Origin of the sequence: Streptomyces sp. ME19-01-6 (assembly GCF_033793745.1) — a bacterium.
GTDB lineage: Bacteria > Actinomycetota > Actinomycetes > Streptomycetales > Streptomycetaceae > Streptomyces.
Genome location: NZ_JARAXF010000002.1, coordinates 483,848 through 498,156 on the forward strand (window position 1 = coordinate 483,848; position 14,309 = coordinate 498,156).

The 14,309-nt window shown below is 75.6% G+C and carries 1 protein-coding gene (cut by a window edge); it reads right to left on the minus strand.

The window, feature by feature from the left end; all coding sequences use genetic code 11:
- Positions 1-14,309 carry the 3' portion of a lonely Cys domain-containing protein gene (locus tag PV419_RS05885; RefSeq protein ID WP_319686587.1) on the minus strand. Its footprint extends 24,994 nt past the window's final position, so the window shows 14,309 of its 39,303 coding nt (coding positions 24,995-39,303); its start codon lies beyond the right edge, outside the window; its stop codon occupies positions 1-3.

Genomic DNA, 14,309 nt, shown 5'->3' on the forward strand with positions numbered 1-14,309 from the left:
CTACGGCACCCCCTCGGTCACCTCGGCCGACGGCACCGGCGTCTCGGAGGCCGAGCCGTGCGGCGGGCCGGGGGTGAGGAGCAGGTGGACCGGGCCGCCGATGGTGCGCAGGACGAGTTCGACGGGGCGCCGCGCCCGGTCGGTGGCGCGGGCCGCCGCGTCCAGAGCGAGCCGGAGGTCGGCGGGGAGCGTGCCCCCCTGGGTGTTCAGGGCCTCGTCGGGAGTGGCGCCGTTCCGCAGCGCCTGGCGTACGGCGTTCAGCGTACGCCGGGTGTCGGCCGTGACCTCGCCCGCGTCCAGCCATACCTGGGCCCGCGCGTCCTGCTCGGCGAACCCTTCGGCGAGCCGGTCGCCGAACTCCTCGGGGCGCAGCGCCCGCCAGTCGTCGATGCCCTGTTCCGCGAGGTCGGCCGGGGCGTCGTAGACCTCCGGGGACGGGCGGGCCGGGGTGCTGCCGGGGCCCACGAGCGCGCCGCTGAGCACGGGTGGCACCGGGAGCGGGGCGTTCGTGGGGGTGGCGGGTTCGACCGGTTCCCTGACGACCCAGCTCGCCGCCGTCGGCTTCGCATCCAGCGGCGAGGGGGACAGGGACAGGACCGGGTACTGCGCCCCGCCGGGGTGGGCGATCCCCGTGGTGCCGCTCGTGACCGTGGTGGGGCGGCCCAGCCGCTCGGTCAGCATGTCCGCGAGGCGGGTGTCGTAGAGGCCGGGGATGTCCAGCACCAGGACGCCGTTGAGGCGCCGGTCCACGAGTTTGGGATGGTAGGCCATCAGCTCCACGAATTCCTCGAACGGCACCCGGAAGACCGGTTTGTTGCCGCGGAAGCGCAGGCGCAGGGCGTCCGGGTCCGACGGGTCGTAGGACGCCCGCACCACGAAGGGCACGGCCCGCTCGTCGCCGGCGTCGTCCTGGCCGGTCCACGGGGCGTCCTCGAGGCCGTCGGGCGTCTGGATCCTGGAGGTGTCCAGTCGGGCGATCCTCGTCCCGGTGGACCAGTCGTTCCCGGCGTTCTGCCCGTCCAGCAGCGGGTCCTTCAGCCGGCAGGCCCGGGAGAAGGGCTCGGCCGCCTCCAGGTGGAACGCGGCCAGCACATGGAAATCGGCGGCGTCGCGGCCACGCGCGTACGCCTTGGCGACCAGCCGCCACAGCTCCTCCCGGCGCGCGGCGTCCACCGGGTCGGTCGCCTCCAGGTGGAGGGCCTTCCGGGCGAGCCCGTCGACGTCGAGACCGGGGCGATAGAGCAGTTCATGGGCCTTGACCTGGGCCCAGAACGCCCGGGAGCGATGGCCGTCCTCCACGTCGGCGGCGCCGACCCCCAGCATCGGCCCGACGACGCCGTCCCAGGCCGCTGCCGACAGGGCGCCCTTCCAGGAACTGGCCGCGTCCACGGCCGGCGACAGCGTCACGAAGTCGCTCAGGCGCGTGCCGTCGGCCGCGTTCGCCGCTTCCAGGAGCACCGCGCGGTAGTCCGCCCGGCGCGGCTCCGTCTGACCGGCGGGGAGCTTCGCCGCGACGATCCGGTGGAACAGCTCCATCGTGAACGGGCCCGAGGCGTCGAACCGCCCGTCGGCGTGCCACATCCGGTCCAGCGCGGCGGCCCCGCGCAGCAGCCTGGCGTACTCGGGATCCTTCTTGACGCGCACGGCGTCGTCCACCTCGTTGCCCAGCGCCAGCTTCAGCGCTCGCACCAGCCGCAGCGTCCGGTGCCGCTGCGGTCCGGACACCCTTCCGTCCGGGCCGCCGAAACCGATCGCCCGCGCCCGGCGCTTCAGCTCGGCGGCCCGCGGCTCGGGGAAGAACTTCGCACGCTCGGACCGCCGCCCCTGGGGATCGGTGAGCATCGTGCGCAAGTAGACGCGGCGGTTCCGCGGCCCGAGCTTCGTGAGCCCCGCTATCCGGACGGTGCAGCGCACCTTGCGCCGCAGCCCGTTGGCGTAGAGCTGACCGACGGGCACGTTCTCCAGCGGGTCGGCGACGAACGGCCCGGGGAAACCCGTACCGGCGTTGTCGCCGAGGGGTATCCGGGTGTTCCTGGGCGAACCCGCCCAGCAGATCTCCAGGTCGGCCCAGTAATCCGCGGGGATGACGGACAGGCTGTTCCGCCGCGCGCGGGCCCATCGCTGCGTCTCGGGACTGTTCAGCATCCGCGTGCTGCCGTCCCACATCGGGACCGCGATGCCCCCCGCATATCCGTGGCCGCCCTGGTAGACCGCCGGGGCGGCCTCGTCCGGGTCCGCCGGCGTGAAGCTTGTGGAGTAGTCGCCCGTGGCGGGGTTGAAGTGGACGAACGACGTCACCTCGTCGATGCGGCGGAAGAATGCCTCACGGAAGCCGGCCAGTTCGGCGGGGGTGAACATGACGCGTCCGAACTGCTTCCTGGTCCGGTTGCTGACCATGGGCCAGGTCTGCACGTCATGGTGCCAGGCGGGCACGTCGTCGGGGGAACCGGGGTCCAGGTCGGGAGGATTGGGCACCCAGTCGCCCTCGGGATTCCCCTTGTGATGGACCACCTGGAGCTTCGCCGGCTTCCCCTGCTCGACAACGAGCCCCACATCGCCGCTGTGCGCGTACACCAGGCGGCCGGTGCGGAACGCGAGCCGGCGCGCCAGGAACAGCAGGCCGCGACCCGCATACGGGACGGCCAGCACGATCGGCACGTCCTTCGGCAGCTTCGACAGCCCCGGGTCGTGCGCCATCAGCTCGGCGAACTCGTCGATCCCCAGGTCCCGAGTGGTGCGGTCCGGCCACGGCACCACGATCTTGCGCGGGTCCCCCGCCGCGGCCACGACATAGGCGGGTTCGTCCCAGTCCCACGGCTGGTCGTCCACCCACTCGGCGGTGGCCGTGCCCTGTTTGTCCTTCTCGACCAGATCGACGGCGGAGGTGTCCAGCTCCGCGGCGCCCGAGCCCGTCCAGTTCACGCCCGCGGGTTCCCCCGGTCTGTCAGCGTCGGTGAACCGGTGGCGGTCGTCCAGTACGCCGCGCCGCTGGGCGTGGAACGCGCCCAGCGCCGCCAGGCCGGTCGCCCGGCCCGCCTTGTCCGCCTCCAGCACCAGGTCGAACAGCTCGTCCCGGACGCCCTGGTCGACGACCGTGCCCGGGGGCAGGTGGAGGATGTGCCTGGCGAGTGCGGACACGTCCATCGGTCCGTGGCGCATGCCCTTTTCCCGGCGGCGCAGCCGGTCCAGGGTCTCCGCCGCGTCCGCGCGGGGTTCGGTGGTGATCCGGATCAGCGTGGGCCGGGGGAACTGGGCGACCCTCTTGTTGGGGGGGACTTCGGGGAGGCCGTACTTCCGCAGCTCGAAGTCGTGCGGGCCCAGGCGCGACTGATCCGCCGGCAGGTCCCGCTGGAGGGTGGCCAGCGCGACGGCCAGCTCCTGCGTCAGGTGCGCGTACACGGCCTGGGCGCGCCGCGCACCGCGCTCCCGGGCCATCTCCTGCCGGGCCGGCAGCTCGGCGTTGGACCGTACGTCGTTGCCGAAGCCGACGATGAGGACTTCCGGCAGGGGTGCCCCGGCCCGGTGGTTCCGCAACCCGGCCAGGGCGAGGCGACGGGCCAGCTTGCGCACGTTCGCCCTGTCCGCGTCGGGCAGCGCGGTCGATCCCCGCACGAACCCCACCCCGGCCGTCGGCGGCAGCGCGGTACGGGAAACGGGATTCGAGGCCGACGCGGAGCGGTCGGAATCCGCATCGGAGTCGGAGTCGGAATCGGAATCGGAGTCGCTGTCCTCGGTTCCGGACGAGCGGGCGTCGTCCGAGAACAGGCTGTCCTCCGAGTCGGAGGACTCGGACGCCGAGTCGTCCAAGGCGTCCGGCATGTCGTCGTCGGAGTCCGACTCCGCCGATGTCTCGAAGTCCAGCAGGTCGGCGTCCCACGCCTCCCCGTCCAACGACGCCGAGGCCGCCGACACCACCGGCCGGGGAGGCGGGGCGGGCGCGGCGGCCTCGGTCCACCGGGGCCGCAGACCCAGCTCCCGCCGCAGCGTGTCGGCCAGTTCCCCGGCCGACCGGGCGTTCGGCCCGTGGGCGAGCAGGTGCTCGGCGACGTTCCGTACCGCCTCGCGGAACGCGTCCCTGGCGTAGCGGACGTCGGCCTGCGCCGCGTACGGCGGAAGGGGCAGCACCAGGAAGGCGGCGAGCTCCCAGGCCCGAGCGGCATCCAGCGCCGCGCCGTCTTGCGCCTCGGGCCCGTCCTGCGCCCCGGTGCCGTCCTGCAGTCGCGCGTCGTCGTGCGGGGCCGCGCTCTCCGCCGGGGCCGCGCCCTCGCGCGCCGCGGCGGCCTTCGCGAACTCCGCGTACGCCGATCGCCACAGTCGCCGCGACACCTCGGCCGCGACCGTGTCGAGCCCGTCCGGCCCCGGGCCGGGCCGGTGCAGCAGCAGCCGCGCCTGGTCCTGCGGGGTCAGGCGCCTTGCCTGGAGGCGGTCGCCGCCCAGTGTGGCTTGGATCTCCAGAGCGGGCGTCAGCTCAGTGCCTGCGGCCCGCAGTTCGGCGAGGGTCACGGACTCGTCCGGGTCCAGGCGCGGCGCGCCCTGGCTCAGGTCCTCGGCCGTCACCTGGCCGGCGAGCCACCCCCGCAGGTCCTCGCCCAGGGCCGGAGTCGGGACCGCGGCGGTGTCCCGGGGCGTGGTGGCGGCGGCCAGCTCGGCCGGCGGGACGCCGAGGCCGTACAGCCGGGCCACGGCGTCCTCGAGCCGCGCCAGGGCGTCCTCCAGCCGCCCGGCGGTGTCCGTGGTGGTGTCCGTACCAGCGGCCGTGGCGGCCTCCGTGGCGGCGTCCGCTGCCTCGGCGAGGGCTTCCAGCGCCCGGGTGTGCTCGTCCCAGGCGAGCGCGAGGGTGTCGGCGTCCTGGCGGCCGTCGTCCGGGGGCGGCGTGGCGGTGGCGCCGTCGGCGTCCCCGGGCGGCGCGGCCGGAGTGTCGGCGGGCTCCACGGCGTGCGGCGCCGCGCGGCCGATCCCGTAGGTGGCCACGGGGCCGCCCGCGGGCGGCAGCGCCCAGGCGGGCCCCGAGGTCGGCGGCGTGAGATCGCCCGGCCTGATGAGGTCCCAGTCGGACGGCTGGGGCCGGCGCCCCGACGCGTCCGGCGCCATGTACACGGTGTATGTCCGGGATCCCGGCCGGCGGTAAATCCCGGTCCGGCCAGAGGTGGCCCAGACTCCGCGGCCCGAGTTCCGCGCGCCCTCCCCGGCGAGCGTCCCGGCGAGGGGTGCCCCGGCCGGGGGCCGGGCGCCGTCCGCCACCATGAGGATGTCGGCCTTCCTGGGCGCGCCGTGCAGCATGGCGTCGCGGAAGACCAGTTCGCCGAACTCCTGCCGCGGCACCGGCGCGCCCAGGAAGCCGCCGTCGAAGACGTACTGGAACGGGGCCGGGCTGCCCGGTGCGTACCAGGGGGCCGGGGCCGTGCCGACCTCGACGAGCGAGCCGTCGGGCGCGTAGTCCATGAGGATGATGACACTGGCGTCGAAGTCGCCGTCCAGCCCGGCCGAGCCGTGGCTCAGGTCGCGGCCGTTGATCGCGCCCGCGGTGCTCCTCCCGAGCGTACGGTCGGACAGGGCGCCCCCGCTCTCCAGGTGGTAGGCGGCCAGCTCGGGCAACGAGAAACGGCCCACGGCCAGCGCCTTGCGCGCCAGCGCGACCGCCTCGTCGAACCGCGCCGGGTCGGGGCGGTCGAGGTGCAGCACGCCGGCGGCGAACTCCCCGCCGTCGACGATGTTGTCCAGCAGCTCCAGCAGCCTGACCTCGGTCCACAGCAGCCAGGACAGCTCCGCCTCGCCCACCGGCTGCCCGGCCCCGAGGCCCAGTACCTCCCGGGCCATGGCCTCGGCGGCCGGGGTGCCCGCCGCGGGCAGCCGGTTCAGCGCGGTGGTCACGTGCGGCAGCGCGGCGAAGCCGCCGAGCGGGCGCCCGGGCCTGGCCTGCCACGCGGCGTCGGCCCAGGCCAGCACCTCCTGGATGTGCTCGGCGCCACCGGGCCGCGTGCCGGGCCGGCCCGGCGGGAACCGGCGCACCACCCGGTGCAGCAGGTCCAGGGTGAACTCGCGGATGCCGTCGCGGTCGAGGTCCGGATCGCGCTCGCGCATGCGGTCCAGCGCGCCGAGACCCCTGAGCAGGTCCGGATAGTCCGGCCGGAGGTCCACGTCCGGGTCGTCGAATGCCTCGCGCAGCGCGCGCACCAGCCGCAGCGCCCGGTCGCGCGTCGCCTCGGACGCGGGGCCGGGGCCGTGGTGCAGCCCGGCCGTCCGGGCCCGCTCGTCGAGCGCGGTGTCCTCCGGCTCCGGCGGGAACTTCACCAGACGGTCGCCCTCCCCGCGGGCGTTGGTGAACAGGGCTACGGCCAGGGTGCCGTCCGCCAGCGTCGGCGTGGCAACGCGGTACAGGGAGCCGTACGCCGTCGCCCCGGTCTCGTTGGCCACGTCCTGTCCGACGGCCACCACCGCGAGCGGGTCGGGGACGAACGGCAGCGGGCCGTCGTACATTCCGTGTCCGACGACGCCGCCGACGCCCGGCCGCGCGGCGGAGAAGCAGATCAGCAGCGCCTGCGAGCGGCGCGGCGACACCTGGGCCAGGGAGAACCAGCGGACCACGGCACGGGCGTGGTCACGGCCGCTCATGTCACGGCGCCCGTCCCGCGTGATCCAGGAAACGACGCCCGGGAGGCCGTGCAGGGCCTCGTAGACGGTCGTGCCGAGCGGCCAGGGCACGTCCCGCTTCGCGCCATACGCATGGAGCTGGGCGTTGTAGCTCACCAACGAGGTCGCCGTCGGCACCCGCGCGGCGCCCAGCAGCCGAGTCCGGCCCCCGTCGTCGTCGGCTCCGAGGTCGACCGAGACGAAGCCCGTCACCCAGCCGTCGGCGTCGGGGAGGGGGAAGGTGTCCGCGTCCCGCACCCAGTCGTCCGTCCCCGGGCCCGGGGCCACCGGCCCGGGATGGGACATGAAGAAGTCGCCCCGGGGCCGCCCCTCCTCGTCCAGCAGGCCCAGCACCCGGTGATCCGCCCGGCCCGGAAGGTCCATGACGGTCAGGAAGCCGCTGGTGGACACCACGTTGCGGTTGTGCCGGGTGGCGAACGCCCGGGGCCGGGCGACGATCCGGCCGAGGCCGGGGATCATCAGGGCCACCGTGACGTCCCACGGGAGGGCGGCCAGGACCGGGTCGAGCGCCATCAGCTCGTTGAACACCTCGAACGGCACATGGCGCGCGAATCCCGCGCGGCCCCGTACCAGAATCCGGTCCTCGCCCGAGGTGGCGAGGAAATAGGGGTCGGGACGGCCCGGCCCGGAGGCCCACAGCGCCGGCCGGACGTCGCCGACGGTGCTCCCCCCGTCCCGGCGGACCATCACCGCGGTGGTGCTCGGATCCAGGCCGGCGGGGATAGGGCTCCCGGTCCAGTTGATCCCCCGCGGACGGCCCCGGGTGTCGGTGACGCGGAAGCGGTCGTCGAACACGCCCCGGTCCACGAGGTACAGCGCGCTCAGGCCCGCCAGGCTCGTCACGTTCCGGGCCTCGGGCGAGGACGCCAGCCGGATCAGCTCGGCGCGCCGGTCGCCGGTCACCCGCTCGTCGGGGGTGAGCAGCAGTACGCGGCGGGCGAGCCGGTCCATGTCCAGCGGGCCGTGGCGCAGCTCGGGGTCGGCCGACCGGAGCTGGTTGAGCCGGGTCCGGGCGGCCGGTTCACCGGGCGTGAGCCAGACCGTGCGGCCCGGCGAGGAGGGGCTGCCGACGGCGCGGTCGGGCCGCTGCCACCGGCCTCGGGCCCGTCCCCGGGAGCCCGCCCACGGCCCGGTCCGGTGGGTCCCGGGCCGGTACCGGTCCACCCTGCCCGGTCCGGGCCTGTGCGCCTGTCGGGGTGCGGGGCCGCCGGGTGCGGTCCCGCCGGCCGCGGGGCGCCCGCTGTAGGTGGGGCCGGGTCCGGTGGCCGGATCGCCGGTGGAGGTGCCGGGGCCGGTGGGCGGTCCGGCGGTGGTGCGGCCGGCGGGGGCCGTGGTGGAGGCGAACCGGGGGGCCGCGGTGCTGCCCTCGTAGTGGTCCCCTCCCATGGGGCGCCCGCTCGCGTCGACCACTCTGCTGTGGAAGAGCTCGATCTCCCATGCGGCGCTCGCGGGACCGATGCCGCGCCGCATGCCGCGCAGGCCCGGCCGCCCGTCGGCCCGGCTGTGGGACGAGGCGATGTCGATCCGTACGTCGAAGGCGTGGGCCAGCAGGTGGGGGAATATGTCGCCGATGTCGGAGTTCCAGCTGTTGTCCCAGTCCAGGACCGCCGCGCGCAGGCCGGACAGCTCCTTGTCGTCCAGCGGGGTGTGCCGGAGGACCAGGTCGCCCATCTCCCCGCGCAGTTGCCCCCTGCTCGGGAACCGGCTCTGGTCCGGTACGGGGACGCCCAGCTCGGTCAGCCGGGTCACCAGCGCGACCTCGTCCATCCGGTCCACGGCCGCGGCCAGTCCGCCGGGCACCGAGTTGCGGTACTGGTGGACGATCTCGACCGGCAGCCGTCCCCGGCTCGCGGTCAGGCGGTCCGCGACGAACCGTCGCATGGTGTCGAGGACATGGCGGTCCGAGGGGCCGGGCGCGGCGGCGCGCGACAGGTCGGCCCGGACCCGGGCGGGGTCCGACAGCCAGGCGTACGCGTCCCGGTCGGCGGTGGACCGGCCGTCCGCGGCCAGGCCGGGCAGGGCGTCGCGGACGAGCAGCGGGCCGCTCGCCAGGAACGCGTGCAGCAGGCAGAAGCCGTCCCCGGGCACCGGCAGCGGCCGCCCCCGGGCCCAGCCCGGGGTGCCGCCCACCGGCGACGTCATGATGGGCGGCGGTGGCGGCGCCTTGGGCCGTGTCCCCTCCGGCGGTGTCCCCTCGGGCAGCGTCGGGCCCTTGGGCGTCGTCCCGTCCGGCGGGGTCTCCCTCAGCAGCGTCCCGTCCGGCGGGGTCTCCTCCGGTGCCGGCCCCTTCAGCAACTGCGGCGGGGCCTCGGGCATCGTGGCCGGCGGCACCCTGCGCGGCCGCTTGGCGGAGGGCGGCGCCGCTCCGAGCGGACGGGCGTGCCGCTTGGCCCCGGCCCGCGGACGGGGCCGCTTGCGGCCGGTCGCCGGGCGGGGGGTGACGCCGGTGGTGGTCGTGACGCCGGCGCTCGGGCCGGCGGAGACGAAGTCGGCGGCGGTGCGCTGCCGCCTGTGCCGGTCGGGGCCCAGGGCGATGGTGGTCCGGCCGTCCTCGTCGGTGTAGAAGTCCGCCATGCCGTAGGCGGTGTGCACCTTCACGCCCGTGCTCCGCGTGACCGCGTCCAGCAGCTTTTCGACGGCGGGCCCCGCCGTGGCGGGGTCGGTGCGCGGGAGCAGCAGGACGATCTCGCCGCCCGCGCGGCGTTCGGGGTCGATGTGGAGCAGGTGGGCGATGTCCTCCACGGGGACCCGCCCGGACAGCAGCCCCTCGCCCAGCGGGCCGTTGAGCCGGACCACCCAGGGGGCCGGGCCCTCCGGCCGGTCCCAGGGCGCCGTTTCGGTGGTGTCGAAGGTGAGCCTGCCGTCGGGCCCGGCCCCGACCAGGGTGACCTGGCTCAGGTCCAGGTCCAGGGCGGGGAGGGGCTGGTCGCCGTCGCGGCCCATCGCCGCGCCGTCGAAGCGGCGGATGACCCGCTCCGGCGTGAACAGGCCCCCGGTCGCCAGGTGGAACGTGGCCAGTCGCGCGCTCCGGCTCGCGTCGATCCCGACGTCGGTGGCCCGTTCCAGCAGCCGCACCAGCTCCCGGCGCCGGGCCGGGTCGGGGGCGTCCAGGTGCAGGACGCGGGCGGCGAGGGCGTCCACGTCGTATCCGAAGTCCCGGACGACGGTCGCCCCGCGCTCCGCCAGGCCGAACCCGGCCAGCACCGCGAGGCTGCGCGCGTCGGCCATCTCGGGGGCCAGCGTGATGCGCAGCAACTCGCCCCGGTGCGCCTCGGTCACGGGCGTGTCGGGGTCCAGCAGCAGTACGTGGCGGGCGAGCGCGTCCATGTCCAGCGGGCCGTCGCCGAGTTCGGGGACGTCCGCCCGCAGCGTGTCCAGCCGGTCCAGGGCCTCCCGCAGGTCGCCGGGACGGACCAGCGACCGGCCTTCGGTGTCGGGCCTCCCGGTGCCGGGTGGGGGCGTGCCCAGGCCGAAATGCAGGATGTCGTTGACGGGCCGCCGCCGTCCCGGGCGGGTCGGCGGGGGCTTCGGCACGCCCTTGCCGCCGGGCGGTCCGACCGGGGGCAGGTCGACCACCGGCGGGGGCGGCGCGGGCCGGGAGGGCGGCGGCGGGGCCAGCCGGGCGGGCGGGGGCGGGGGCGGGGCCGGCTTGGTGGTGCTGAAGTTCCAGGGGCCGCGCGGGTTACGGGCGCCGCGGGGCAACGCCGCGAGGAAGTCGCCGCCGCGCTCGTACAGGACGATGGCGTTGTCCACGTCGGCGGACGCCGTGCCGAAGGTGTCGATCGTGCCGTTCTCGTGCACGTAGGTCACGTGCAGGTTCATGTGCTTCGCCACCAACTCGGCGGCGAGCAGGGCCGTCCCCCGGCTCCAGCGGCGGGAGCTCCGCAGGTGGGCGCGGATCAGGCCGTCCCGCACCCAGTCGGGCGGCGTCGGCCACGACTCGGGCAGCCGGCCGCCGCCGCGCCGGAACTCCCGGCGCCGCACGGGGTCCATCGGGCGGAACCCGGCCTCGTACAGCTCGTCCTCGGTGAACGTGGCCCGGGGGTCGAGGCGGGCCGTCCGCGGCAGCGGCACCGTGTCCATCAGCTCGGTCAGGTCGTCGATCACCTCGAACCCGCGGCCGCCCGTGGGGGCCGCCCCCAGGGCGACGGCGATCGCGGAGTAGAACAGGTTCCCGTCCCCGGCCAGGGGCGTGACCAGGTCGTAGGTGTAGCCGTCGGGGTCGGTCAGGGTATGGACGTCGGTGGCCGCGTCGAACTTGGGCTGCTCCGCGTAGGTCTCGTCTTCCAGGCCCTCCCACGTCCACGGGCGGGTGGCGTGGGCGGTCAGCAGGGAGTCGTCCACCGGGGGCTGGGGCTTCGGCGGCGGGGGCGGGCCCTCGGCCACGGCGGCCGCTTCCACGGCGCGGAAGTGCCGGTCGGCCACGTACAGCACGACGCGCTCGGCCCCGGGAGGCAGCGGGCGGTCGGGGTGGGGCGAGAAGTCCTGGTAGGTGCCGTCCTCGCGGACGACGCGCACGCCCACCCCGTACGTCCGGGCGGCGAGCGCGGGGAGCAGGTCGGCGGCGCTGTGGTCCCAGCCGGTGTCGTTCGCGGCGTTCGCGGCGCGCCGCAGCTGACCGGCGGCGAGGCCGCGGCGCTGGGCGGGGCTCAGCGGCTGGTAGCGCCGCTCGGGGCCGGGGCGGTCGCCGGCCGAGTGCGGGATCACTCCGAGGACGTCGAACTCCCGGCGCTGCGGGGTGTCGGTGCCCAGGTCCAGGGCCGCGGCGTCCAGTTCGGCGGAGGTGAAGGTGTCCGTCTCGTCCGGGGAGAAGTACGCCAGCAGCGGCGAGTCGTCCGGCAGCCCCTCCACCGCGTCCGCGAGTACGTTCCGCAGCCCGGCGGCGTCGAGCGGGGCGCCGTCGGCACCGGTGCGGGCAGCGGGCAGCGCGCGCTGGAAGGCGCGGTAGAAGGAGTTGTCCTGGGGGACGTCCAGCAGCCGGTGGGTGGTCCCCTCCGGGGACTTCAGCGCGGGCGTGCCGTCGCGGAGCGCGGTCACCTCGGTGTACCGCGGCGGCGTGCCGGAGGTCTCGGGCTCCTCCCGGAACATCGTGTCCGGGGTGTCATGCCGCCGGTCCGTCCCCGTGTCGGACCCGTCGGACCTGTCGGTGCCGGTGTCGTCCCGGGTGCTCCCCGGGTCGGAGGTGTCCGGCGCCGGGGCCTTGCCCTCGGGCAGGTCCTCGGACAGTTCCTCGGTCAGGTCCTCGGGCGTCTCCTCGGCGATGAGGTCCAGCCCCGACGGCGGCTTCGGCGCCGGCTTCGGCTTCGGCTCCGCCGACGGCTCCTCCGTGATGGAGTCCAGCTTCGGCGCCCGCACCAGCTTCGGCTTGTCGGAGTGCCTGGCCGGGTTCTCGGTCCGCTCGGTCTTCCCCGGCTCCCAGTCCGTCACCTTGGGCTCGGGCAGCCCGGCGCGGGTCGGGACGGCGCCCTCCTCGCCGCTGGGCGGGTCCTCGGGCAGCCGGTGCCAGCGGGTGAGCCGGTCGGTCTGGGCGCGCAGGTGGTGCAGGGCGTCCGCCGCGTTCTCGGCCTTGCGCTCCTGGCTCCGCACCGCCGCGATACGCGTCTCCACGGCGCGCTCGGCCGCCCGGAACGCCTGGGCCGCCGCGTGGGCCGCGTCCCGCGCGCCTGCCACGCGCTCGTCGGCCGCGGCCGTCCGGCGCTCGAAGGACCGCTGCGCCTCCGCCGCCATCCGGTCCCGCTCCCTGCGCCGGATGGAGCCGACCAGGTCCTCCGCCTCGGACAGCGCCTGCCGGGCGCTGTCCAGCCGGGCCTCGGCGGCGGCGCGCCGCGCGGGCGTGGTGTCGTCCGTCAGGTCGGTCAGCAGGGCGTCCTGGAGGGTCTGCCGCGCCCCCTCGGCCAGTTCCGTCGCCGACCGCAGCTCGTCGCCCACCGGGGCCGGGAAGTCCCCGGGGTCCTGGATGAGCGCGGCGTCGGCGGCGGCCGCCGCTGCCACGAGGTCCTGCCGCGCCGCCGCGAACTCCGCCCTCGCCGCGGCCTGGTCCTCCCGGCGCTGCCGGCGGGCCACCGAGCGGGCCACCCGGGCGGCCTCGACGGCCTCCCGCAGATCGGGGAGGTCGCGGCGCAGCTCCCAGTACTTGGCGTCCTCGTCGGCCCATGTCTTGGCCGCGTCCTTGACCTTGTCCCATGCCTTGGCGACGGTCTCGGGGAAGTTGTCGTCGGTGATCAGCCCGAGCTGGCGGGCGACGTCCTCGCGCACCCAGGCCAGCACGTGGGTCTGCGACTCGACGGTCTGCCGGCCCGGCCTGACGCCGCCGAGCGAGCCCAGCAGGTGCTCGCGGATCCAGCGGCTGGCCGGGAGTTCCTTGAACTGCCGGCGGACGTCGGCCACGCTCAGCCAGGCGGTGGGGATGGCGAACGCGAACACCCGGCCCGTGTTGGGCTTGATGGTCACCTGGCGGGCCTGATCGCCCGCGATCACCCGGCCGTCGCTGTCGGAGGTGTCGGCGCCGGTGCCGGAGGCGCCCGGGTTCGCCGAGCCGGTGGTGTCCGACTTCAGGGCGGGCGCGGCGCCGAGGACGGTGTTGTGGTCGCCGCCCTGGGAGGCGGCCACGTTGTCGCTCTGGGTGATCCGGGTGGCGGACTCCATCCGGGCGCCGTCGGCCACCGCCATCAACCGCGCACCGGCGAAGTCGGGCCGGGAGAACACCCGCAGCGTTCCCTCGGAGCGGTCGGCGAGGGCGTTCTCGACCAGGCCGGCGGTCGCGTAACCCCTGTGGCCTGAGGCGTGTTCGAAGAACGCGGACAGCGCCCCGGAGCCGAGGGAGTCCTCCAGCACCTGCGCGGAGCCGGTCCCCTCGGCGGTCAGCGGGGTGATCCGCGCGGTGCGCAGGACCCGCTCCAGCTCCTCCCCGGTGAGCCGGCCCGAGGTGGTGGCGAGCCGGTTGTCGTAGGCCTTGGCCAGCGCGATGGTGCTGGCCGCGAGGATGTTCTCGGCACCGATGACGTTGCGGACGTGGAAGCCGTTCCCGGGCGGGACGAACGGGCCCTGCGTCCCGTCGGGCAGGGTGATGGCGCGCCAGGAGTCGAGGATACCGGTCACGTCGTTGATCTTCTCCAGCGGGGAGTCCTCCCCGGTGAGCACGTTCACCGCGGTCGGCTCGTCGCCGATCTCCGGCGGGGCCAGCGGGTCCGGTCCCTTCGCCGGGGCGGAGCCCCGGGCGTCCGGCCGCATCAGGCTGAGCGGGACGATCTCGCGCTGGATGCCGACGTCACCGCTGTGCTCGATCCGCCGGGTCTCCGGGTGCCTGGGCTCGTCCCCCCGCTTCCGGCCCATCTCCATGGTGATGCGCAGCCGGTAGCGGGTGGCGTACTCGGCGTGCGGTTCGCTGGTGTACGAGGACCACACCCGGCCCCGGACGCGGGTGTCGGTCGCGGAGACGTTCTGCCGGTTGGAGCCGGTCTCGGCCATCGACGGGCCCGCCGTCGGCACATCGGTATCGCCGGTGTGGACGCCCTCGTTGACCTGTGTTCCGGCGTCGCTGCCCCGGCCGCTGGAGAAGCCGTCGCTGTAGGTCTCCACCGCCCACCGGTGGTCCTCCAGCTCGGTGCGCGGCCACAACTGGACGAAACGCGGCTCCCCCACGGGTTCGAGCTGCGCCC